19 protein-coding genes are annotated in these 25333 nt (G+C 49.0%); 4 read left to right on the plus strand and 15 right to left on the minus strand.

Features of this window, described 5'->3' with window-relative positions:
• Positions 1-73: 73 nt before the first annotated feature.
• The 5 genes from GX364_01345 to GX364_01365 all read right to left on the minus strand — a co-directional run bounded on the left by GX364_01345 (position 74) and on the right by GX364_01365 (position 5021).
• Positions 74-691: a formylmethanofuran dehydrogenase gene (locus GX364_01345; protein ID NLI69498.1), complete on the minus strand. Its 618-nt coding sequence runs from the start codon at positions 689-691 to the stop codon at positions 74-76.
• A gap of 160 nt (positions 692-851) precedes the next feature.
• A complete protein-coding gene (locus GX364_01350; GenBank protein ID NLI69499.1) occupies positions 852-2120 on the minus strand; it encodes a hypothetical protein in 1269 nt (422 codons plus the stop codon).
• Positions 2121-2145: 25 nt separating this feature from the next.
• Complete coding sequence (gene gatA, locus GX364_01355) at positions 2146-3609, minus strand: Asp-tRNA(Asn)/Glu-tRNA(Gln) amidotransferase subunit GatA (GenBank protein ID NLI69500.1); 1464 nt, start codon at positions 3607-3609, stop codon at positions 2146-2148.
• 124 nt (positions 3610-3733) lie between these two features.
• Positions 3734-4012, minus strand: a complete 279-nt coding sequence (locus tag GX364_01360) for an Asp-tRNA(Asn)/Glu-tRNA(Gln) amidotransferase GatCAB subunit C (GenBank protein NLI69501.1) — start codon at positions 4010-4012, stop codon at positions 3734-3736.
• 313 nt (positions 4013-4325) lie between these two features.
• Positions 4326-5021, minus strand: coding sequence for a phosphoribosylaminoimidazolesuccinocarboxamide synthase (locus tag GX364_01365; GenBank protein ID NLI69502.1), 696 nt, complete (start codon positions 5019-5021; stop codon positions 4326-4328).
• 440 nt (positions 5022-5461) lie between these two features.
• On the opposite strand from GX364_01365, the gene GX364_01370 reads away from it, so the two are divergent.
• Complete coding sequence (locus GX364_01370; protein NLI69503.1) at positions 5462-7297, plus strand: long-chain fatty acid--CoA ligase; 1836 nt, start codon at positions 5462-5464, stop codon at positions 7295-7297.
• Between the two features lie 118 nt (positions 7298-7415).
• Here the strand turns inward: GX364_01370 and GX364_01375 are convergent, their stop codons facing one another.
• A complete protein-coding gene (locus GX364_01375) occupies positions 7416-8000 on the minus strand; it encodes a hypothetical protein (GenBank protein NLI69504.1) in 585 nt (194 codons plus the stop codon).
• Positions 8001-8882: 882 nt separating this feature from the next.
• Here GX364_01375 and phnD point away from each other — a divergent pair.
• Entirely contained in the window at positions 8883-10676 is a 1794-nt protein-coding gene (gene phnD / locus GX364_01380) for a phosphate/phosphite/phosphonate ABC transporter substrate-binding protein (protein NLI69505.1), read from the plus strand.
• Positions 10677-10779: 103 nt separating this feature from the next.
• Here the strand turns inward: phnD and GX364_01385 are convergent, their stop codons facing one another.
• Positions 10780-12042 (minus strand): Zn-dependent exopeptidase M28, encoded by a 1263-nt coding sequence (locus GX364_01385; GenBank protein NLI69506.1) that lies wholly within the window; start codon positions 12040-12042, stop codon positions 10780-10782.
• Between the two features lie 631 nt (positions 12043-12673).
• Between GX364_01385 and GX364_01390 the strand changes: the two genes are divergently transcribed.
• Positions 12674-14203 carry a YfcC family protein gene (locus GX364_01390; protein ID NLI69507.1) on the plus strand — a complete coding sequence of 510 codons (1530 nt, stop codon included), beginning with the start codon at positions 12674-12676 and terminating at the stop codon, positions 14201-14203.
• 105 nt (positions 14204-14308) lie between these two features.
• Here the strand turns inward: GX364_01390 and GX364_01395 are convergent, their stop codons facing one another.
• Entirely contained in the window at positions 14309-16312 is a 2004-nt protein-coding gene (locus GX364_01395) for a bifunctional metallophosphatase/5'-nucleotidase (protein ID NLI69508.1), read from the minus strand.
• Positions 16313-16814: 502 nt separating this feature from the next.
• On the opposite strand from GX364_01395, the gene GX364_01400 reads away from it, so the two are divergent.
• Entirely contained in the window at positions 16815-17789 is a 975-nt protein-coding gene (locus GX364_01400) for an alpha/beta hydrolase (GenBank protein NLI69509.1), read from the plus strand.
• Positions 17790-17844: 55 nt separating this feature from the next.
• Here the strand turns inward: GX364_01400 and GX364_01405 are convergent, their stop codons facing one another.
• The 7 genes from GX364_01405 to GX364_01435 form a co-directional block, all read right to left on the minus strand.
• Positions 17845-18810, minus strand: coding sequence for a carbon-nitrogen hydrolase family protein (locus GX364_01405; GenBank protein ID NLI69510.1), 966 nt, complete (start codon positions 18808-18810; stop codon positions 17845-17847).
• Positions 18811-19018: 208 nt separating this feature from the next.
• Positions 19019-20725, minus strand: a complete 1707-nt coding sequence (locus GX364_01410; protein ID NLI69511.1) for a hypothetical protein — start codon at positions 20723-20725, stop codon at positions 19019-19021.
• Between the two features lie 112 nt (positions 20726-20837).
• Positions 20838-21578 (minus strand): AAA family ATPase, encoded by a 741-nt coding sequence (locus tag GX364_01415; GenBank protein NLI69512.1) that lies wholly within the window; start codon positions 21576-21578, stop codon positions 20838-20840.
• Positions 21575-22294 (minus strand): hypothetical protein, encoded by a 720-nt coding sequence (locus GX364_01420; GenBank protein NLI69513.1) that lies wholly within the window; start codon positions 22292-22294, stop codon positions 21575-21577. Before GX364_01420 ends, GX364_01415 begins: the two co-directional genes overlap by 4 nt.
• Positions 22284-23069 (minus strand): hypothetical protein, encoded by a 786-nt coding sequence (locus GX364_01425; protein NLI69514.1) that lies wholly within the window; start codon positions 23067-23069, stop codon positions 22284-22286. The genes GX364_01420 and GX364_01425 overlap by 11 nt, the downstream gene beginning before the upstream one ends.
• Entirely contained in the window at positions 23066-23863 is a 798-nt protein-coding gene (locus tag GX364_01430) for a 2-hydroxyglutaryl-CoA dehydratase (protein ID NLI69515.1), read from the minus strand. The genes GX364_01425 and GX364_01430 overlap by 4 nt, the downstream gene beginning before the upstream one ends.
• A 67-nt stretch (positions 23864-23930) precedes the next feature.
• On the minus strand, positions 23931-25331 hold the full coding sequence (locus tag GX364_01435) for a 2-hydroxyacyl-CoA dehydratase (protein ID NLI69516.1): 1401 nt from the start codon (positions 25329-25331) through the stop codon (positions 23931-23933).
• Between the last annotated feature and the right edge of the window lie 2 nt (positions 25332-25333).

Genomic DNA, 25333 nt, shown 5'->3' on the forward strand with positions numbered 1-25333 from the left:
TAAAAAACACCGGGGAGGGTTTCCCAGGTCTTTGTTGCAAAAAGCCATTGTCCTTGACTGTTTCACGTACCGTCTATGCCATCCAGCCACGAGAATATTTATCAGAGCAGGGGATACATGCCGGTTTGCCATCTTTTATACGCGCTCTGGGCTCCATGACTTTCTCCCCACACTGGGAACAGATCACCGAAGAAAAAATACGCGCCTTTTCCGGTGGATTGAAATCTTTCAATTCCTCCACCCGGCAGACCTCTGAAACGGGGCATGACAGGATACGTTCCTGTTTTTCTTTTGTTTTATCACGAAATAATTTTTTTTCTTTCTCATTTGCTTCCCCGCCGAATACTTTCTTGCGGAGAAGATCCATTTCCTCATCCTCTTCTTCTTGCTGATCATCGAAAATGATGCGAATCGCCTTGCCGCTCTTGCGCAATACAAATGTATATACCGGCTTGCCGAAATCATGAAAGATAAGGTTGCCTTTTCCCAGGGTGCATCCGGTGATAAACTGTATGGCATCCACCGCGCAGCTGTCATTCTCAACGATAGCCAGTATTTCCTCGTCAATGTCGCGGTCAGCCTCCAGGTTTTTCAGGGCAGCCTCCGCAACCTTGAAACCCCACGCCAGCCCTATACATTCATGCCCATGGAAAGCAACCGCTTTTTCCCACAGAGCCCGATCATATGCCATTTGATTACCCTCCTCCCGTGTTACCAAGTTTAATTTCGTGTTACTTTCATTATACAATATTCTTTGTTATTGTTGAATATCCTGCCAGAATAAAAATTATTTTTTTAATTGACGGAATTTGTCGATTTCAATTCTTGAAAAACTGCATGGCTACAACTGTTTATTTTTTTTCCGTGGATTCTTGTTGTGGAGGATCAACCGGGTTTGCAGTATTGGTGCCGCCATTTTCTGCTTCAGCGAGGATTTTCCGTACCACGGTTCGGTTTATTCTCTCTCTATTCAAACCCATCGGCGTCTCTGTCAGGCCAGAGAAGCCTTGCCTCGAGGCTTTTTTCCTATCTTCGTGCAGGATCGCCCGCAGAACGTTCCTGCAAATCCGGCGCGATAGCTTCCGGGGGTCTTTCCCCTGCCTGACTTCTCCCTCAAAATATATTCTCAATCGGGGATCTGCGATCAGTATTTCAATCTCGTCTTCATCCAGCAAGTATTTAACATGGAATCTTTCACGGCAAGTTTCCGGCAATTCGGGGATCATCTTTTTCATTTTTTTGATCCACTCTTTTTCAAGGTGGATAGGCGGGAGATCGGGGTCGGGAATAGAAAAATAGTTGGGATGGGCAGCTGCCCTTTCCAGGAGGCGGGTTTTGCCTGCCGCCTCATCCCAAGAATATGTTTCCACAATTCCTTCCCCTTCCGTTCCGCCCCTGTCGCAAGCCCGGTGCTGCAATTCATATGCAAGCGCTTTCCCCACGTGGTCGATAGAGGTGATGTTTTTGATTTTCAGCACTTCACCCTGCCGACCGCCGATATCGGGTTTTGAAAAGATGTCTATATCATAAAATAAAGATCCTTTTTCACCGATGCTGCCCGATACGCCGATATAGGTCAGCAATAACCGTATTTCTTCCAGGTAAAGCTGTGCTTCCCCGGGCGTGAAGAGGTCGGGATCGGATACAATCTTGATCATGGCAACTCCCGCCCGGTTGAAATCGATTCCTCCCGCACAGCCGCTCCCGGGCATCCGTTCATGGACTGTTTCTGCCGGGGCTTCTTCGAGTTCAACCCGTGCTATCCTTGCCATCCCCTTCCCCCGGAAAGATTTCATTTTCAAATAGCCGTTCGAACCCAGGGGAGAAAAATGCTGGCAGATCAGGTACCCCCTGGGCAAAAGGGGGTTGGCGTAGTGTTTGCGGTCAAAACAGAGGTGTCCGGCCGGTGAGCAGTTCAGGGTTAAAGCGGTGACAACAGCGAGTTCCAGGGCCCGCCCATTCAGCACGGGCAAGCTACCGGGCAACCCAAGACAAACCGGGCAGCAACGACTATTTGGCGGAGCAGCTTCGGAAGATGCACTGCAGGAACAGAAAAGTTTGGTGCGGGTTTTTATCCGGGCATGAACCGTGAGCCTGGTCATAGTTTCATGTTCTTTCAAGGTCTTTTTTCTCCTCCCGCCGAAGTTATTTTGGTTCAGGCGGCGTCAACGGTGGATACAATTTTTCCACGGCCGTGGCAACCTGGAAAAGAAGCTCCTCTTTCATGGGCGGAGCCGTGAACTGCATGCCCACCGGCAGATTGCCTTCGGAGAGGCCGGCAAATACCGATACAGCCGGAAACCCGGCCAGGGACGCCATGATCGTGCATATGTCCGAAGCATACATCTGCAAGGGGTCATGAACCTTCTCTCCTATTTTGAATGCCGTGGTTGGTGCCGTGGGCTCCAGTAACAGATCGCAGTGCCTGAAAGCACACCGCATTTCATCCCTTATCAATGCCCGAACTTTGAGTGCTGCCGAGTAGAAGTTCTCTTTCTGTTCGTTCCGGAGAAGGTATGTTCCGAGAATGATCCGGCGCTTGACTTCCATTCCCGGGCCTTTGTAGCCTGAAGAGGGTACCCCTTTGCTGAAATGGCTGCCGTTCCCGGAATCAATTCCGTAACGCAAAACATGATGTCCCAGGTTTGAAGATGCTTCCACCGTGTTGATCAGATAGTATACTGCCAGGGCATAATCAGCATGGGAAAATGATACCTCCGTTATCTCTGCCCCCAGGTCCTGCAGATATGTTGCTGTCTGGTCAAGCCTGCCTGCAACCTCTTCGTCGAAATAAGCATCCTTCTGGCCCCTGATTACCCCCACGGTCATATCGGAGATTTTTTTCTCGATTGTTCCCGGTCGACAGCCCCCCGCCGTGTGGTAAACAAGAGTGGTGGAATCGTGGGGATCATATCCGGCCAGGAGATGAAAAAGAGCCGCCCCGTCTGCAACATTCGCACCGAGAATGCCAACCTGATCCATGGATGAAGATAGGGGTAGAAGGCCATAACGCGAGATGCACCCGTACGTGGGACGTAGCCCGAAAAGACCACAGAAGGCGGCCGGCTGGCGCACGGAACCTCCCGTGTCCGATCCCAGGGCCAACGGTGCTTCATGAGCAGCCACCGCAGCGGCCGATCCGCCGCTGGAACCGCCGGGGGCCTTCTCCACGTCCCATGGATTGTGTGTGGGAAAGAAAGCCGAGTTCTCGGTGGATGAACCCATCGCGAATTCATCCATATTGGTCTTGCCGAGAATCGGCAATCCCGCTTCACGGAGTTTTTTTACTACCGTGGCATCATAGGGAGGGATATATTTTTTCAGTACATTGGAAGCACAGGTCGTGCTGATTCCCCGGGTGCAGATATTGTCTTTAACAGCCACGGGCACACCGGCCAGCGGGTGCAGTTCCTCCCCCGCCACTCGTCTGGAATCCACCTGACGGGCCGTTTCCAGGGCATCATCCGGGGAGAGGGAGATGAATGCCTTGATTTTCTTCTCCATTCTCTCGATGCGTACCAGGAAACTGTTGACCACATCGACAGCGGAAATTTCTTTTCTCTTCATCAGGCGGGATAGTTCCAGGGCATTGTACTCGCATAATTTCATGTTTGTCCGTTCTCCTCGATTCTTCCGCAAACAAATTGAAGCTCTCGTATCCTGCCAGGGAAAGGGCATGCAATTTCTTGAAAAATTTATTTTGGCGGATTGCATGCAGCAAATATCCACAATATTATGGCAAGTTATTTTTATTTTTTTCCGGGAGCAGAAGAACGCTTTCCAGTATTTCCTCGCAAGCAAGAGAAGGGCCGACCCTGTCATCCCTCAGCACGTCAGGGCCAATGGAAAGATGCAGGGCAGATCCGGTTGTTGCGACATCGAGCTGGCGCAATTTGACCATGATGTCGAGCATCAAATTCAACTGCCCCAGAAGATATTTTTCTTCTTTGTGACTCAGTTCAAGACGCACGCATGCTGCCAGTTCCTTGATCGTGGCAAGTGTACCTTTCATGCAAAACGCCCCTTCCCTTCCGGCCCATCTTCCCTGATCCGGCTTGAAGCAAACCTGATCCCGGCAATCATGAGGATATTTCAGCTATTGCAAACTCCTTCATCACCGGCAAGTTCCTTCAGTGACCCGGCAATACCCGGGCCACCATTGCCCGGATGGTACTTCCATCATGAAATGTAGAATACTCTTTGTTAAGAAATGCGGTCCTTCTGCCACCCATGATCGGGCAAAGATACACCCGCACTTCTGCCAATCTGTGCAGATTGAAATTACCATCCGTTTTTTGGCGATAGGAAAATAGGTCGATGTAATTCTATTTTTCTGTTTCCAGCAAAAGTTTTTCCAGTTCCAGGGGCTCGATACAGGTGCCGTCCTTGCGATAGGCCCTCATGCATCCCCCCGATATTTCATCGATCAAGGTGATCTGCCTGTCTTTACCCACCCTGCCGAACTCAAGCTTGATGTCATACAATTCGGCATCTTTCCGGGCAAGTTCTTCCTTGATGATGCCGGCAATTTCCCTGGTCATCTCTTTCAATGTTCGGTATTCATCCGGGGAGAGTATTCCCAACATCTCCAGAGCATCGGCGCTGATCGGCGGATCGCCGCGTTTGTCATCCTTGAGGGTGATTTCCACAAAAGCATCGAGGGGCTCTCCTTCCTCGACATACAGACCGTAGCGGCGCAAAAAACTGCCCACGGCCCTGTAACGGCAAATCACCTCGATCCCTTTGCCGAAAATTTCCGCGGGTTTGACGATCATCGATGCCTTTTCTATATCGGCATCGATATAATGAGTCGGTATTCCCCTCTCTTCCAGAATCTCAAAAAACAACTTGCTAATTCCCAGGCCGGCCCTGCCGGCTCCCTCCACCGATAAACCGATGGTGTTTGCACCCGGATCAAACTTGCCGTCTGTTCCGGTCAGGTCATCTTTGAATTTAAGCAGATAATTTCCGTCTTTCAGAACATAGATATCCTTGGTCTTGCCCGTCAATAGTAGTTTCATCGTTTTTCCCCCATACAGTCATGTCAAAAAGATTATATATTATAAGATTTGTAGAAACAACAAGCCCGGCACAGGTTCAAACCGATTATCAAAAAATGACTGCGAAGTTCCCCTTGCCGTGAATCGCAGACAAATTCAATCCATTCTTTCTACCTGTTCATTGCCGGTCAGGGCCATGTCTTGTCAAAGACAATATTCAGGGATTTTGGCATGGATCAGCATTATCCCCCTGCGCCATTTCCCCGTGAATAATTGAACAGGAATGGAAATATAAATCTAGTAAGGAACCGAGCCATCTTTCCATATATTTTTGGATACTTATTACATTTGACAGACATTGCAGAATTGTGCTATTATTTTCACGATTCTATGATTATACATATTTCCGGCCTTTCAAAATTGTCTTGAAAAACAAAAGCTTGGATCAGGGAGGGGATATCATGACTCAGTTCAAGGAAAACAACATCGCTGCCGTCTTTCAAAACAAAGCAGCCAGGTACAGGGAAAAGGCTTACGCCATGTACAGAAAAGGAGGGGAAGGAGGGCCTTACACCGACATTTCATGGAGCGAAATGAATGAAATGGTCAAAGGGCTTTCTTACTACCTTCTTTCCCGGGGTGTAGAAAAGGGCGACCGGATCGCGATATTTTCCGATAATCGTTACGAATGGCACGTAGCCGCTCTGGCCATAAATTCAATTGGGGCAGTCGATGTGCCTATCTATGCCACCAATTCAACCGAAGAAGCAGAATTTATACTGGCCGATTCCAGTGCAACAATTTGCCTCTGCGGTAGCGTAGACCAGCTGGAACGTGTTCTGAAAGTCAGGGACAATCTGACCGATTTGAAGGAATACATCGTCTTCGATGATTATAGCGGCGGCGCAGAAGGGGTCAAAACCTTTACCCAGTCCCTGGCCGAGGGAAAAGCCAATCCAGCAGAGGATGAGTTTGTGAATCGATTGAATTCCATCCAATCCGATGATCTTTCAACCCTGCTTTACACTTCCGGAACAACAGGAGATCCCAAAGGTGTCATGCTGACTCACAATAACCTGTATTCCAATGTCGAAAACACCCTCCATGACATGGTCGACAAAAAGACGGGGAAACCCCTGCTCACGGAAGATGATCTTTTTCTTTCGTTCCTGCCTCTGTCCCATTCACTGGAAAGGACAGCGGGATTCCATGGCGCCCTTACCAGGGGAGCCAAAACAGCCTTTGCCGTCAACATCAACACATTGCTGGATGATTTTGTTGAAGTCAGGCCTACCATCATCATCAGCGTGCCGCGCATATACGAGAAGGTACATGCCGGAATCCTGGCCAATATAGCCGGGTCCTCGGCCCTGAAAAAAGTTTTCTTCAACTTTGCCACCAAACAGGCCCGGCTCAATATTGACAAGGTCTGCAAAGACCAGGAAATCAACAGTTTCAAGTACAAACTTGCTGATAAACTTGTTTTTTCCACCCTGAAAGAAACTTTGGGAATGGACCGTCTCAGGTTTGCAATATCTGGCGGGGCGCCTCTCTCCCAGGATGATTGTGAATTCTTTGTCGGCATGGGCTTCAAAATCCTGGAAGGTTTCGGGTTGACGGAAACATCCCCCATCACCCATTTCAATCGTCCGTGGCATATGAAACCTGGCACCGTGGGCTTGCCTATCAAAAATACCGAAGCCAGAATATCGGCCGACGGTGAGCTTCTGATCAAAGGGCCCCAGGTTATGGCCGGATATTACAAAAATAAGGAAGCAACAGAAGAAGTCATGACCCCGGATGGTTTTTTCAAAACGGGGGACATGGGGGAAATCGATGAAGAAGGTTTCTTGAAGATTACCGGGCGGATCAAAGACATCATCGTCACTGCCGGTGGGAAAAATATCTCCCCACAGAACATCGAGAATAGCGTCAAGGGTTCCCGTTTCGTCGAGCAGATAGCAATTATCGGTGATAGGCGCCGTTTCCTCTCGGCCCTCATCGTTCCGGCATTTCCGGAACTGGAAGCCTGGGCCAAACAACAAGGGATTTCTTTTACAGATTCCTCCGCCTTGCTTACCAATCCGCAGGTACTGGATCTGTATCGGAAAGAAATCGATGAGCACACGACTCAATTTGCCAGGGTGGAACAGATCAGGCAGTTTACACTGATCAAGGCGGAATGGTCCCAGGAAACGGGCGAACTTACCCCCACCCAGAAGATAAAGAGGAAAGTGGTCAGTGAAAAATATGCTCCCCAGATCGATGCCATGTACGATGTGGAGAATACCGGATGAGATGGTGAAAAAATGTGGGCTCCGAAGCCCATCTATAACGATTTGAATGGTGCAGCAAGGCGGCAGGTTCGGTTGAACCTGCCGCCGAAATTTTGAAATAAATATCAGCCAGGACGTTTCAACCAACAAGTTCTTTCAGTTTCATCAATTCGCAAGGCCTGTGTTTGTCCGCACATATCAGCAACCAATCCCCACCCATGCTCCGGATATCTTTTTCTATGGAGGGGGCAACCTCGATACCGTATCGATCCGTAATTATAACACCGAGATCCTGTAAACCGGGATGAAAATCTCCATACTGACCATGCTCCGGAAACAATTGCTCGATGATGCCGGAATATAATTCATTTTCATCGGCATATTTTTCATAGTAATTCCTGACAGTCGCAAGAATATCGTTCTCCTTGACCATGGAATTGGGGTGAATGATCTCGTTGTTGGAATTGTTGAGAAAAAACGTGGCATAGTTCTTTTTCCTGGTTCCAATCCGGCCGACGATGTCCCTTATTATTTCCGCTGTCAAATCAAGATCCACCAGATTGGAAAGTTTGAAATAAAAAATACCACTGCGGAAACTCCGACATTCCCCACCTTCTCCCCCCGACAACGCAATATTTTCCGCGGAATCTTCATCCTTCCCTTTCAGGGATAAAATTAACCGCTCCAGATTCTCCTTCCAGGATGATAATCTTGACTCTTGCATTTTACATGCCAGTCCTTTCTTTATTTGATTTGAAATATTAAAATATCGGTGATAATTCAAAGCTGTAGAGTTTCGGTAAACCTGGGTGACAGAAATTGTGATAATTTGATTTTACCTGAAAAAGTCGTAAATTGGAAGACTTCCAGGAATGATCACTGACAACATGTTTTCATGAAAGAATTGAATTGGAAGGTATTTTGAGTGTAAATTTGTGAAATATCCTGTTTTTGCCTATTTATCAGAATCCATATTCCGGTCGGGCTTTACAAAATCATCTGGCAGACATTCGGCCAGATTTTTCCTGCAAATGGGACAACTGATACTTCTCCTGTGGAAATCATCAAGGCTGATGAATAAACGTCCGTCATAAAACAAGTAATGCCCGCAATAACATCTAACATAATACTCATACAAGATAATCAATTCCTTCCGACTGTCAATTTGCATATACAGATCTTCACCAAACAACAGCAATGCCAGACGACCCGATGTTAGCCGGAATAATTTGATGTTTGCCGAGTCTCTATCCAAGAGGATGATTTTCAATTATGTCGATGCCCGATCATTATCCCTTTTCTAGTTGTTGCGGTACAATTGAAACTTGTAAAATTACTTTCAGGTTTCATTATTATACTATTAAAAGTTTATTTTTGTCCAGACCTTCCAAATTTTTTTTGTCAAAGTAAAGCAGTACCCCGGAATAATTTCCTCCCGAGCTACCCTTGCATGCCAAACAATGATATAAATAACATAGAGGGAGTATCGGTTTTTTGTGAGGCAGTAGCATCACCTGTTGCTTTTCACTGCGCGGATAATTTCAGGTTGACTCTTTTTTGAAATGTAACATATATTTTCATGAGATGATTTTGAGGGGGGATTGAAATGCCGGGCACAGACATGATTTTGGCCATACTCGTTACGGCAGCCGTCGTAATTGCATTGTTTGTAGCCAGGGATTTGTTTTCAAAAAAGAGAATGATCGGAAGGGGTTCGGCCGATGATCTGCTTGGTATATCTGAACGTATTTCTTTTGATGCCCAGCAGTTGATCTGGCTTATCAACGCTTACAATCTCCAGATCGCAACCCTGGTAAATATCGTGGACAACGTGGCTGTGTCTTCTGAAGGAAATGCCGCCAAAATAGAGGAAATTTCCGCGGGTATTCAACAGCTATCTTCACTTTCCCGTGACATATCCAAACGGACCGGGCGTATCAAGACAGTATTTGAAGATATTCTGGCCGGATCTCTGGAAAACCGAGGATGGATAGATAAATCTGGAAAAACACTCCTGGACATCTCGGAAACGATAAAAGAATCGGCCAAGGCCATGGATGATCTGGAAAATGTAGTGGGAAAAGTCAATGATTTGCTAGGAAACATTCAGAACGTCACCGAAGAAATCAATCTTCTGGCTCTCAATGCGTCAATCGAAGCTGCAAGGGCCGGTGAATACGGATTGGGATTTACCGTCGTGGCCGATGAAGTCAAAAAGCTATCCGAAAAAACTGACAGGATGACACAGGAAGTACAGTATACAATCGGTGAAGTCAACGATCAACTGCGCATAACCGGCGATACCATCGACACCGGTGTGGAAAAGATATCCGTGGTAGAAAACATTTCCCGCAAGTCGGTCCAATCATTTGACAAGACCGTCCAACAATTGCAAGAAGTCAAAGATTTTATCTGTGAACTGGCCACCAATACAGAAGACCAGGTTGAAGTTACCCAGAACAGTGCCGGGGCTATACAGTCCATATCGGATGAATCCACGGAGGTCTCCAATAACATCTATGATATGAGCAAAATATTCGGCGAACAACGCAAGGATAGCGAAAAAATACTCGATTACTCCAAAAATTTGAACAAGGTCGGTTATGATTTGCATACAACTTCTGTCCTCCACAAGAAACGAAATGTACTGATCTTCGGGGTAAACCCATTCACCGTACCCGAGAATATCAGGGAACAGTATCTGCCGATTATCGATGAGATCGGCAGACTGGTGGGGCGAAAAACGAGGACGGTGATTGTTCCGGATTACGAGGCTCTGACCAACTACATCAAGGACGGATTGATCGATCTGGGCTGGTTTTCCCCCAAAGCTTACGTGAATGCCAAAAAAGAAATCAATCTACAGCCCCTTATAACACCGATCAAAAACGGGAGTGCATTCTACAAAGGCCAGATTATTACCAGTAGAGATACAAACTATTACAAGCTTTCCGATTTGAAAGGGAGCAGTTTCTGTTTTGTGGATCCTCTCTCCACGTCCGGTTACATTTATCCCTTGCAACTGTTAAAAAATGCAGGATTGAACATCGACAAAGATTTCAAAAGCATCGCCTTCCTGGGCAATCATGACAATGTTATCAATGCGGTTATAGACAGAAGAATTGATGCCGGCGCTACCTTCACTGAAGCGATCAACATGGCCGGTAAAGTCGGTGTGAAGGTAGATCAACTGAGGGTTATAGCTGAAACGGAACCCATCCCCAACGATGCCATATCGGCCAGCCCCAACCTTTCCCTGCTACTTTCCCAAAAGATCAAAAAAGAATTCCTGTCCATCGATAAAAATGAAAACGTCAAGAAGGTTATGAAAGAGGCAGGGATAGATGGTTTCCAGGAGGCGCTGGACTCGTCCTACGATGTGGTCCGGAAACAGCAGTAGCCCGGTAAAATCATGATCCAACCGGAGGGATAAAAAAGAGGAGATTGAAAAATCTATCTCCTCTTTACATTTGCCCTGTACGGCCTTGAAATAAAAACTGCTTCTAGGCAACTTCCTCGTCTTTCATTTTCAGGTAATTCAGGCAGATATGCAATACTTGCTGCAACACTTTGGGGTCCACCTTGTCAGGTGTATCACGAACAGTATGATAGTGGTTGAAATACCCCTTTCCCTCGATGACCTTGCCCAGATCCAGGCCAATAATACATGATGTCTCGATCCCCGCGCGGGCAAAAGCAGCCGAATCACTTGATCCGCCGCCCAGGGGCATGCCCATCGTTTTTACTTTGTAGCCCAATTTATGGGCAACTTTTTTCAGATCATCAACCACCCTTTTTGACAACTTCACCGTCCCGTTGAGGTCCGAGGTCATGAAAAACAGATCATCTTCCTCCACGAGGGTTTCCACGTTGATGAGAATGGTATTCTCGGCTTTCAATCTGTCGTGGTGGGCTTTGACGTAAGCCATCGCTCCCCGCAGGAAAGCTTCTTCTGCGCCAAAAGCCATCGTTACAACCCGGGTATGTTTGGGGAAAAATCCTCCTTTTTCTTTCAAGTTGTTGAGAGCGCGCCCCACCCCGAGGGCCACGGAAACACCAGAAAGATTATCCGCGCAGCCGGGAGTTTCTATCCAGGTCGTGAAGAAAAAAAACAGAATGGCAAGGGGGACCAGGCAGATGATTACTATCCAGATTATATGAAAAACTTCGTTGACTATCCCCGGCACCTCGAACAAAATACTGTAATTGTTCATTACAACCAGGATACCATTGGCGATACTTGTAAGCCCAAAAACCAGAAAGGTAACCAGTACCAGAAATACCAGAACGGTGTAGGCTCTACCCCCCCACCACTTGATCAGGTTGAATTGAAATGCCGAATCTATATGCCCGGCAAAAATGATCGTTTGTTTGGCTTCACCGGAAGGGTTTATGACCCCATATGTATTGCAAGATGTTTTTTGTGGGTAGAAAGGATCGATAATCTGTTTGTAAAAAACAAACTGGCCGATAACGATAAAAAAGTTGAAGATCATGATCAGGGCGCTGATTATCGGTTCGATTTTGAAAAGTGCCAGGGCTACCAGGAAAAGGGGTATGACAAATTTGATCCATCCCAGTGCCGCCTTGGGAGCCAGTTGAAAATCCTCGATCTTTACCTCATGTGCAAATTCTTTCATGGCGTCTGCGGCCATCTCTGCACCCTTCCGTTCTCCCGGTGAACCCGGAGAACGGGTAAAGGAACCTACCCTGCTCACAAAATCATGCATGTATTTCCCATCTTCATCTGTAACTTTTATCGACATGAAGACCACACCTCCCGGGAATATTTTCTATTATTCGTTACAATATTTATTCCACATCGATGAATTAATTCCTCCAAATGCATGTTTGGAAAGCCGGTCTCTCCTGACTTTCGTGAAGGGGGTTTTACGTTGTCATTCGAAGCTGGCATGCTTTCAAAAATACACAAACGTTCCGCTTCCTCGCCTTCATCGGCCATGGCAGCCATTCGCTCCGTGTCGCTTACGCCAACATGTCCGTACGGGGAAAAGCCAGGAACCAGTTTATGGCGATGGCAAGGTCTGATCGAGGAGGGGATTCTTCGGTCGCGGCAAAAAACGCCGCTCCCTCAAAATGACAGGTAGTGCGCTTTTACTCGGTAAGCTTGGGAATGCTTTTTCGTTATCATTGCTATGGAAGTAAATGAACTCCGGCAGAAATATGCACCCGGAAGAAATAATTTCCGTTTATCGTGGTGCGGGTAACGCATGGAAATTCAGAGCAAGCGGTGTTTCGTTGGAAAGCTATCATTTTTCAAGGGAAAATTGACAGTGCATTGTTTTTCCTTGCAAGAAACAATCGGGAAGAAGGATATCAAATGCATAAAATCGAATATTAGATCAATTGAAAAATATAATGAGGAAATTGGATCAAATGCCACCTACCAACAAACAGAAGCAACCTTACCCTGCCAACCCCGGAAATGATGAGGCCGGCCCCGGCAAGTTCAAACCCGATCTGGACAGTGGAATCAGAATTGGCAAAAAGGTATTTGTCTCCTCGATGGTCATACTGTTAACATTGATGCTTGTGGCCGGGATCCTCACATACGTGATCCCGAGCGGGTCATATGACAGAACTATCCAGGATGGCCGTGAAATCATCGTGGCCGATTCTTTCAAATTCATGGAGAGGCCGGATTATTCTCCCTGGAGATGGCTGATCGCCCCCATCGAAGTTATCGGCAGTGAGGATTCATTGATGATCCTGGGTATCATCCTCTTCATAATTATCATCGGTGGCGCCTTTTCGGTCATGGATCGTGCCGGGGTGATGAAGGCCGTGATCAACAGAACCGTGGGCAGATTCGGCCAGCGCAGGTATCTACTCATGGCCTTGATTGTATTTTTCCTTATGTCTCTCGGTGCATTTTTGGGTATTTTCGAGGAAGTTATACCGCTGGTCCCCATCATCGTGGCCCTCTCTTACAGGCTTGGCTGGGACTCCCTGACCGGGCTGGGGATGAGTCTGATGGCCTCGGCGTTCGGCTTTTCAGCGGCGGTCTCCAACCCCTTCACGGTAGGTATTGCGCAACGATTGGCCGGATTGCCCGCTTTCTCGGGTTTTGCTTTCCGCATCATTGTCTTTCTTGTTATCTATGTTATCCTGGTTACTTTCCTGTACAGACACATACGCAAGATTGAAAAGGACCCCCGTTCTTCTCCGGTATATCGGGAGGATCTGGCCGAAAAAGAAAAATACAGCGGTGTTGAGGAGGCTCTGTCCCCGGAAGAACAGATCAGGATGAGCAAGGCTATCAGGTTTTTCGCATTCATGATTTTGCTGTTGCTGGCCATGCTCGTGGTTTCTTCATTTGTTCCCCTGGTAGCGGATCTTTCCTTTCCCCTTATCGCCCTGTTGTTCCTGATCGGGGGATTGGGAGCATCGGTCATTGCAGGAATAAAATTTAAAGAGATATTGCTTACCTTCGGATGGGGTATCGCCAAGATCTCACCGGGAATCATCCTCATTCTCATGGCTGTAAGCGTAAAATTCATCATTACCCAGGGCGGGATCATGGATTCCATCCTTTACTACGCCTCGGAAGGAATTTCAAGAAGCACCCCTTATCAGGCGGTGATCATGATCTACGGGCTGGTTCTGGCCCTGAATTTCTTCATTGCTTCGGGATCGGCCAAAGCTTTCCTGGTCATGCCCATCATCGCCCCCCTGGCCGACCTGATGAACGTAACCCGGCAGACCTCCGTCCTGGCTTTTGTCTTCGGCGACGGTTTCAGCAACGTCATCTATCCCAGCAACCCCGGCCTGCTCATTGTCCTGGGTTTGACGGTGGTGAGCTACGTGAGGTGGTTCAAATGGTCTGTCGGCCTGCAACTTCTGATCCTTGCCGTAACCTCTTCCCTGCTTCTTCTTGCCGTGAAGATCGGGCTGGGACCTTTCTAGAACCAGTGCGGCTTTCCTCAACAACTGCATTCTTTACCCCGGGGACGACTTTTCTGGCAAAGCCCATCCACAACCGGGGGGATTTGCAAGACAAGGGGCCTTTTTTCAAGCCGTAGCCGTCTTCTTCTTTCGCCGATGCCGACGAATGAGCAATATCGCCGTTACCAACAATACAATGGCAAGGAGGGGCCATAACAGCAAGGGAATTGTCCATACCGTATTGATTCTTTCTGCGGTGTCCTCGTAATAAGAAGATATACCGGGTATCCCATCCTCGCCGATCGGTTGTATGGCAGCATATTCCACCAATGCTTGCCAGGCTTTCAGTTCATTTCCCTGATCGTCATGGATGATGGCTTCCTTGGAAATGTCACCATCCGGAGTCATGTATGACAAGGGATTCCCATCCTCGTCTCTGGGAACGATTCTGGCCTTCGGCAACAGGTGGACAACTTTATCCACGGTGGGCAGATGATACAGGATGTAGGATTCTGTAACCACCCTGTAAAGTTTTTCGTCTCCCCATTCAATCGGCAAGTAATCCACGTCATCCATACTCTGCCGCCCGTTCCCGGTGAATCTATCGGCTCCTGTCACCGCCCTGAAAGTGGGTACAGGCGTGCGATCCCCCAGAAAATCCACCACTTTGAACGGCAAGTCGAGAAGGACAACACGGCGGGGATCATAATCAAGCCTTAAACCTGATATCTGGGGATATTCATCCTTTCCCCTGAGCTCGGGAAGGAAAAAGAATATTTCCAGAATACGACGTACTTCTTCTCCAGTGAGAAAAAAAGAAACCAGCGGATGGCCGGGTTTCAGATCCTGTCCCGTGCCCATGAGGGGTATATCGGCAATATCCCTGAAAGTTATAGCCCCGGGACCCAGTTCTCCCCAGCACATCCCGGATGGAACCAGGGCGAAGTCCACCTTCTCTCCAATCTTCTGACCGGCAATGATCCTGTAAGCATCGGCAGCAAAGTTACCCAAGGGCATCTCCTGCATCTTCATGCTTTTCAATGGGAATTGTGCATGAGCGACAACATCATCTGCCCCTCTGTATTTCCCACCGGTAAGTTGCCTTACACCGCGGTCCAGTTTGTCTTCAAAATCAACCACCAGGGCTGCGATGGTAGTATCTTCCTCTGCAGAATCATCCAATGGAATTTGATAGGGTAGCCCGGACTCCTCGTTCCTGAGCCGCAACTTGCCGCTATCAGGATCATATGCCAATTCAATCATGCAGAGGTGTTCCAGAAATGAAGATGTCTGCATGATGATGGTCCCGTTTTCCATCAGCGGTTTTTCTTCGGCCCGATGCTCATGTGCCGCCAGAATGATATCGATACCGGAAACATCACGCGCCAGATCCCTGTTGCTTCCCGTATTGGCATGGGACAGAGCAATGATGATGTCCGCGCCTTCCTTCTGCAAAATGTTTATCGCTTCGCGGGCAGCCTCATGGGGATCGGAAAAAGTAACCGGCCCATTCTTGAATATGTACGGAGGAAGTGTATCCCTGCCGATAATGCCAAAAAAACCAACGGACAACCCGTTATCCAGTTTCTTCAAATATGTACGCTCAAAGAGCCCGGGTTCGTTCAAGGGGTGATTGTCCGGCGGAACGATGTTTGTTCCCAGCAACGTGGTTACGGCATTCTTCTCCGGGTATCCGGCATTTTTCAACAACTTCGCCAGCCCGAGGTGGCCGGGGTCAAATTCATGGTTGCCAAATGTAACCACATCGTAGCCGATTTCCTGCATGATCGTCAGCTCGGGGGCGAAACCCATGAAATTAAGCCAGGTATTCATGATCGGGCTGACAAAGTCCCCCCCATCGGTCAACAAAACCGGTTCCCCCAGAGCCTCCTTGCGGGCTCTGATCTCATTGGCCACCCCGGCCATACGGGGGAAACCTTGTATGCGGGCGTGGATATCGCCAGTATGCAGTATAGTCAGATATTTTTCTGTCCCCTCCGGATTCTTGTCCCCGTCGGCCGATCCCCCCTCGTCGGTCAGCGTGACCGCCAAAACTGTTCCCGTCACCGGGAATATCATCAAGGAAGACAACAACAATGCAACAACGGCAACAATCAAATTTTTGCCCATTTCCAATCCCCTTCTCCCCTTGAAATTGATCGTATATTGATTTTGATTTTGGGGTCTCTTTGATTATTACATTCTGTCAATATTATGAATATCCTCCATATTCCATTTTGATGCCATACCCGGGCTTTGATGATGCATTATTCACGGGAAAAAGGCAATCGCTGCTGTTGGAGAAAATAGCGTCGCGGAGCTCCCTTGCCCCATGGCAGCGCTCAAGTTTCCCTGGCCGCCCGCGGCTCCCTTTTTCAAGTGGTATCCGGGGAGGGTATTCTTCGGTAGCCCTGAAACGCAGGGCGACCTTTGAATGACAGGTAGGCCACTTTTTTACTCCCGTTGGTAGGAGGGCTTTTACGTTGTCATTCGGAGCAAGCGGTGTTCAGCACTACGCAGGCGTTCTGTTCCCGGGTAAAATTGATTGCAAGAACGCTGGCCCGGGTTCAAAAAATGATTGTAATGTCATGGTAAATAGAGGATAATAGGAATAAAATGAGGGGGTGCTGATATGCATTCTAAAATCAAACAGGATCCTTATCGGTCCGAAAGAAAGAAGGAAGCAAAATCAGGATACAAGCTTCTCATTGTTTTGATATTGATCGCAGTTGTAATATTGGGCCATGTCAGGCTCGATATTCCCGTGGAAACTTTGGCACAGGAATACGCCAACGAACAGTCCCGCTTTCTGGAAGTTGATGGGCTCGATGTTCATTATCGAGACGAAGGCGAAGGCGAACCGCTGGTATTGCTTCATGGCTGGTCGGCCTCGCTCCATACATGGGATGCCTGGGCTGAAATACTGAAAGAGGATTTCAGGGTTATAAGGTTGGATCTTCCCGCCTTCGGCCTTACGGGACCGGCCACCGATGCCGATTATTCCATTGATTACTACGTCGATTTCCTGGATCACTTCCTTGCAGCCCTGGATGTGAAGGAAAGCTACATAGCCGGTAACTCGCTGGGGGGCGGAATCACCTGGTTGTACGCCGCCAAACATCCTGAAAAAGTAAAAAAAATAATTTTGCTGGACGCTGCCGGGTACAAGATGGAGATGCCTTCAATAACCAGGCTGGCCGCACCGGAATTTGTCCGCTCTGCTATCAAGTATATAACTCCCCGCTATGCCATCCGTTTTCTGGTCGGACAGGTTTACGGGGAAAAAGAAAAAATAACCAACGAGACGGTCAAGCGCTATCACCGCTTGTTGTTGAGGGAAGGAAATCGGGAAGTTCTTTTCGGGGTTCTGGACAGGATCCAGGATCGTTCAAACGAGGAAGTGGCACAATTGCTGGGCAGCGTCGAGATTCCTGCCCTGATCATGTGGGGCGAGAAAGATGCCTGGATTGCTCCGGAACTGGCAGATAGATTTGAACAAGATCTTCCCGATGCCCGCCTGATAACTTACGAAAACGCCGGGCATATACCCATGGAGGAGGTTCCCGAAGACACAGCACATGATGCCAGGAGTTTCCTGCTGGAGTAGTGAACGCGAATCGCCCGAGAGGTATCGGGACAAGTGGGCACGGATTCCCGGTGTTTTATCGGGGCAGAACTCTGCGCCCACTTTTCATTCTTTTTGCTTTTTCAACATTTCTTCCATACCATACTTTTCCGTGCCACCTCTGGTAATTCCAGGCGACGGCAGGAATCGGGCCACGGGCATGAAGCCAATATTTTCGAGGAATATCCCTCAACGGTTTCGTTCGCCCAATTCCAATATCTCCGACAAGGATGCCTTGCCCCGCATGGCGGCTGCACACAGCAACCGTACCTCCCTGACTATCCACGATCATGGAACCGCCTTCGTAATGCCCTCTGTATCTCATCGGCAACCATGGAAGCGAGCATTCAACCTGGCCCACGTGAGCAGCATGAATGATAGGGGCACCTACATAAGTGGCAAATGAGCGTACAGATTCAAGCGCAGTTTCCTCATTTTTTTCTTCCCAGCGGCCTGTCACCAGTCCTGGTGCCCATGACGGAACGCTCCACCAGCAACTGCCACCGACAACGGCATCAACTTTTCCACGCAGTCTTCTTGCCGTTCGTGAACGCATGAATTCCCAGCAAAGCGCTACCCCGATATATTTTTCTTCCACCTTCATGATGCCATCATCTGTTCCACCCACGTAAAAGCAATTCTCCCACATCGTGGGGATGTCTTTGTTGTGCCTGCCGACAATCCCTTCCGGTGAAACAAGAAAGAAAGCATTGCGTACAATGCTGTCTTCATCACGCATGATGAATGATCCCCCGACGTACGCCCGATGCCGCCTGGCCACGTTGAGCAACATTTTCAGCGCCGGACTGTCCGGCCCCTGGATCGCATCAGCAATGCTTGGATTGAAGGCCATACCCGTGGTGAAAAATTCCGGAAGGAGTATCCACTTTGCACCTTTTTCACCGGCTTCATTGGCCATATTTTCGCATGCAGTCAGATTTGCCTGAAGGTCACCGATTTCGGCTTCCAATTGAATCGCGGCAACCCTTGTTTTGCCAGTCATGATCGTTGCCACCCTGATTTTATGAGTTCTCATACCCCTGCAGCATGGCAGATAAAACCGGTATGCCAGTACATCTTTCAATCTCATGCAGGTTGAAAGACGGGGGCAGCGCCCCCGTCCTGTACCAACTCCTGCCGGGAAATCGGACTCTGATCAGGAGCCGCCCTTCGGGAGGAGAAGCCCCGAATCGCAGGGGTAGGGATACTATTTATATTTCCTGGGCATCGCCCATGAGAAATTCGGCAACTACATGCTTGACTGCACCGGATTTGTACGGCTTTTTGAGCCCTTTTCCGGCAGCCGCAAACGGACTGCTGTCCTGCGGGGCGGAATCCAGGACCCGGCGGTAGATTTCCATGGCCTGGCTTCTCTGCCCAAGAATATCATGGCAACGTCCTTGCCAGAGCCAGACAAGGGCGCGGCGATAACTGCTGTTGAACGGTTTGTCAGCTTTGTAAAATAATTCCAAAGCAGCCTCGGTTCTGCCTCTTTTGAGATAAAACAGGCCCAGCATGAAAGCATATATGGGTTCCTCCGGGTGAAGCTGACAGGCCTTCTCGAGGTGATCCACAACTTTATCTTCATTCAGATCATCAAAGGCCTGGTAAGCAAGTGTATACTGGCGCAGAGCCGGGTATTCGGAACTATGGAAAAAAGCATTTCCGGGAATGGTTCCCAGATCTCCATCCTCGCCCCTCCGCAGGGCATCGATGTCAAAGCCGACGTAGGCAGAAGTGGTGTTGGCCGGGGCCGGGCCCTCGGCCACCCAGACCCTCTGTTTGTCAGGCTCTATCACGGCACTCGTGACATTGTGAACTGCCGAAACGATATTTCCCATCGGGCGTTCCATCCGGGAGATAGGATCGTAGTGGTCTCCCAACATGGCTGCCATGGTTTCAGGTGTAATTTCGCCGGCGCTGTCCTCCAACAGGTGGTTCATCCTGTGCAAGCGGGCATGGTTGTGTTCCAGCAGGCCATGCCCCGGAATATATTCCTTCTCTATCATCCGGGGATGAAGATAATTGTTGGCATAGCAGAGCCAGGGCTTGTCGGGTTCGGAGGAAATAACCTCGTAACCTTCGGCATTGGTTTCGATTATTACAGCATTGCCTTCGGCGGCACTTCCAATCACGATGGTCCAGCCAGACGTTGCCTGGCTACTGCTTATTATCTTGATGGCATCGGAAATACTTCGTGCGCAGACGGCGATCTCGTTGGTAAGAGAAATGATACTGCGTCCCCTGGTGTTGATGGATTTGCTGAAATTCTGATGGGTGGATACGGTCAGCCCCTCGGCATTGAAAGCCGTAATACCTTCAATGGGGATGCCGGCACTGGTGATCGAGGTAAAGGGTATCTCCCCCGGCCCGGGTTCGGCAACAAGGACAACGGCCTGATCTATCCATTTGTCGCCTGTAAAAAAGTCCAGATTGCGACCAAAGATCATACCCCCATCTGCCGTGGCTTTCCCCCAGGCGACAAGGCTTGAACAACCGAGCCCGTTCCCCGGTATGGGCGGCGGTGCCGGTAATCTGGCACCGAGGGTTCTGAAAAGCCAGCCCAGGCAGTAGTTGTAGGCATCGGGAGCCGCAGCGGCGCGTTTCAAATCCTCGTAGCTTACGGCGTGATCGATGCCTTCGGAATAACCTTTGAGCAACTCCCGATCACGTAGCGGAAGCCGCCGATCAATAGTACCGGGCCTTACAACCAGTTTATTGATCAAGGAAACCAGGGTGCGCTGTATTATTTTGGGCATTCCGGGAACCATGTGTGCAATCTGGATATCCCAGAAATTACGGTAGAAGTCCATGCTTCCCGCAAGAGCCTCGCGCCCCAGTTCCTGAGCATGCTGGAAAGAACGTTGATAGGGGGTACCGGACACCTTGACTACTCGAATTTTCCGCGGATTTGACATTGTCTTCAACAACCTCCCTTGCAGAATGTACAGGTAGATACTTTATCCTATATTTATATTCTGAATCACGGAAGGAATACCTTTTATTGTTGACAGATTTTTGTTACGCGCCTCACAGTTTTTGCATCAAGGTCTCGACAGCCTGCAAAGCGGGTGTGGTCGGCAGATCCAGAAAGGATTTTCCGTTGATATCGTAGTCCCTGACCATGCCATCTTCAGGAAGCCAGCCGATGACGGGAAGACTGGTGGATCTTTGAGCATTCATGACTTCTTCCTCGTTTTTGGCCCGGTTGATCAGCAGCCCTGCCTTGTGCTCACCGATAGCCCGTGCCGCAACTTTTTCAATAGTTTCGGCCACGTTCAATCCCTTGGCAGACAGGTCGGAAACCAGAAGTAAAAAATTCACATCTTCCATCACACGGCGATTTACCTGTTCAACACCGGCCTCCGCATCAATGATGGTGAAATCAAATTGTGAGGCCAGCATCTGAATGGATTCGCGCAGGAATGAATTGATCTGGCAGTAGCACCCCTCTTCCTCGGGCCTTCCTACTGCCAGGAAGGCAAGGTTTTTGTATTCCGAAAGGGACTCCAGAAGTTGAAAGTCGATGGAAGCGGCCAGATTCAATTTGTCGGCACTGTGTTCCCGGGCAGCGGCAATTATGGATTCACGCAAATCGTTTACCGTTTTCTTGACAGGCAGGGAGAGAGCCATTGATAACCCTGCACTGGGATCGGCATCGATCACCAACCCGCGTTGCTTTTCCTGCTCCACGATCAACCTGGATAGAAGTGCAGCGACGGTTGTCTTTCCCACGCCACCTTTTCCACAGATAGAAATAACCTTTTTCAACTCAGTCCCCTCTCTTTCCGCAGGCGGTCCCGTATCTCTCTCAAACCTGCCACTTCGCTGCAAACATCAATGTATTCGCAGCTATCGCAATCAAAATTCATTTCTTCGTACATCCTGATAAGCGCCTCCAGGGTATCCCGAACACGCTCGGAAGTGGATGAAAGTCCCTTGAGAGCCCCGGTCGATTCCGTTATAAAGATGACCTCGCAACCCTTGATGTTTTTGTTGCGAACTATTTTTTTTATAAGGGTGGAACCGTAGCGGACCAGGCTGAAACCTTTTTTCAAGGCATCACTGCTGACCCGGCACCAGATTTTCTGCCTGTCGGGCCTGATCCTGATCGAAATCCCTTCCGGTTTAACATCGAACACTACATCCCTGATATCCTTGTAGGTGTCGTAGTCATCTGAAAAATGTCCGTGAACCAGAACGATCTGGGCAAAAGGAAGTCTATCTGGCGCCTCCGTTTCCGTCAGATCTTGACCGACGAGAGATATCCGATTGGGCTTGACCATTTCGGCACGGGTGGTCCACATGATCAGAAATAGCGAATGATTTGCACTGCCAAGTTCCACGGCCATGTCTTCTTGCAGAACGAGAGACCTTTTCTCGGGCCAGGCCGAAAAAATGTTAAACTCATTTTCAGTGAGGACACCCCGCAAACGGGCATCGGCGAGGTAATCGGTCAGATTTTTGAACGGCTCGTCAAACAGCATCTTCTCCCTCACTCTGCCCTATAAGCGCAGCTCCATAAGCAACGGCCAGTTGTGGATCGATCGGAAAGGATTGATATTTCCCTTTGAGGCGTTCCTCCAGAACACGGATTATACTGTTTACCCGGGCCACCCCCCCCGTGACGGTAAAACTATCTACAGGGCCGACACGCATTGCCTGGGAAACTATTATTCTGGCCATGGCATCGCATACGCCAGCCAGTATGTTGGGTACGGCCTCTCCCTGGTTAACATAAGAGATGATTTCGCTTTCGGCAAAAACTGCACACTGTGTACTGACCGATATCCTCTTCGTTGCCTCGCCGATGGTGCTGTCAAGGTCATCCATATTTACCCTCAACGCAGAGCTTATCACCTCTACAAAACGCCCCGATCCCGAAGCACATTTGTCGTTGCGCATGAAGTTCAAGATATCACCATCGGGATCGGTAAGAATGGTGCTTATGTTCTGCCCCCCGATATCTATGGTCAGTTCCGTTTCGGGAAGCAGGTGCCTGCTTGCCACGGCAATACAGGCCACATCGTCTTCCATAAAATCCGCATCTTTTACCAGATCTTCCCCTTGCCCGGAACTGACGCATATATTTATATCCTTACGTGTTATATTTGCTTTCCCGGCCACCTCATCAATAATTGAATCAATTTCTCCGGCGATGTTGCCGGTCGTCTCCCTGATTGTGCTGGCGATTATTTCGCCATCTTTCATCAGAACTGCCTTGGTAAAAAGACTGCCGACGTCCATACCCAGTGTAATCATCCGGCTTTCTCCTCCCTGATTTTCCTTGCATGCAAAGCGGCCCCCAGAGCTCCCACAATTTGTGAGTCAATATTGTACGGTAACAATCGCACATTCATCATTTTTTCCAATTCCTTGCAGACAGCCGGGTTTTTGGCTACCCCGCCGGTTATGGTAATGTCCTTTTCCACTCCCACTCTGCGTACCAGGGCCATCACCCTTCCGGCCATGGTCTTGTTGATACCGGCAGCAACATCTGCCATGTCAGCCCCCCGCTGCAGATAATGATGAACTTCGGTTTCACAAAAAATACTGCACCTGTTGCTCATCTCTATGACCTCTTTTGCCTTGAATGACAATGGCCCGAGTTCCTCGATGCCGATACCCAGGGTTTTGCTCATGACTTCGAGAAAGCGTCCCGTTCCGGCGGCACACTTGTCGTTCATGACAAAATTGACCAGCTCACCTTTATCGTCCACCTTGATCACCTTGGCATCCTGGCCCCCTATATCAATGATTGTCCTCACTGAAGGCAGAATCCACTGGGCTCCTTTCCCATGGCAAGATATTTCACTGATGTTATCCCCGGCAAGGCCCTCCTTCTGGATCTGTTCCCGTCCGTACCCGGTACTCACGCACATGGCCAGGTCCTTGTAGGTCAACCCTTTTTTCTTGAGAGCTTCTTCCATTGCCGAGGAAGCGGAATCTACCGGGTTCGGTTTTACCTTTATACTATGGTAACTGTAGATAGAATTGTTGGTGATAACAACGGCCTGTGCCGTCAATGAACCGACATCTATTCCTCCAAACAACATTTTCTCACCCTCCGTATCTTTTTCGATGCTTTGATTTACCACCCCTCCACCCTACCCTCTCATCCAATCAACGTGCGACCCTCCGGCGACGGCGCTTGGACAGAACCACGTTGTTGATGAACTGCTCGATTTCCTCCTGGATGGCACCGATAGGAGTCATCGTCCTGATCCATGAGTCACCATGCAATCCGAGGGTGGGAACACCCGTTCTCTTGAGCACCTCGTTACGGGTCAAGGAAAAAACACTCCAGGTCTGCTTGCAGGAATGATGCCCGCAGTAGATACATCCATCCAATCCCCATTCGTTGACCACGTACACGATATCATCGGCCCATTTTGCGGACATGGATACTCCACCCATCTGCCTGGTCATGACATTGTTCCAGGCACTTTCTATCATACCCTCCAACATGGTTTCCTTTGATGTAAGGTCAAGCGTTTCCGGGAAAGCTAACTGAAGGGCGTCCCCCATGTTGCTTATCCTCATCTCTTCCATCCAGTCATAAAAGTTCAGAAAATCATAGTAATAGCTCAGATAGACCCACACCACCCGCGCTATTTCACCACGGGCCCTGTACTCTTCGTCAGCCAGGTTGCGCCGTGCCACCTCCACACATTTTTCGAGCACCCGGATTCCTTCGTCACGCCCCCACATGGCAAACCTTGTGGCACAAACAAACAATGAAAAAACACCCGGAACAGGGCAAGGGACCTCTTTTTTCAGTTCCCAGATGTCATCATAGAGTTCCGTGCAGCGGTTAACCTTTTCCGCCACCCGACGCACTTTTTCTTCCGTCAGTTCCTCCCCCGCCAGTTCTTCCAGATGTCTGATCATCTTGTAATAATTGTTCTTGAAAAACTCGAAACCCCTCTTGGTGTTGTCCGGTGCCTTTTCCAGCGGGATCTGGGGCAATCCCACCAGCAAGGAAACAAACTCATGCGTCTTGGCGTTAACATCACAAGTTCCCACACAGCCGGAAATAATGGCATCGGGTTTAAAATCCAAGCCGGTAAGCGTTGATCCCAGGTCGATGGTGTTGGCTGAACAGAGATGGTCGGGAAGCCCCAGCCCCATGGCATAATCCCAGTACCTTTCTCCCTGGCCTTCCAGAGTAACCACCCCCATGGTGGTCAGAACTTCCGTAGTAATGGGAACCAGGTTATCAAATGCATGGATGATCTCCGGAGGGAAATTGAAAGGGGCCAGAACAACTTTTTTCCCCTCCTCTCTGGCCCTTTTTGTTTCTTCAAGGGCCGTTCCCAGCATGCGTACGAATTCGTATGTTGCATCCTGGATGGATGGTTTGAAAAGACTTTTCAACGAATTGGCGCTATCATCCGGAATAACCCCGGCCAGCCCTTCGAGTTCCTCGGCACTTATTTTCGGTGGCAGTCTCTGCAACAGACTGAACAGAGAATAGACCCGATCATACAATCCCTTCTTTACCGCGCCCGTTTTGTTTTCCATGA

It is taken from the genome of Bacillota bacterium (assembly GCA_012518215.1).
In the GTDB taxonomy this organism is placed as follows: domain Bacteria; phylum Bacillota; class Dethiobacteria; order DTU022; family PWGO01; genus JAAYSV01.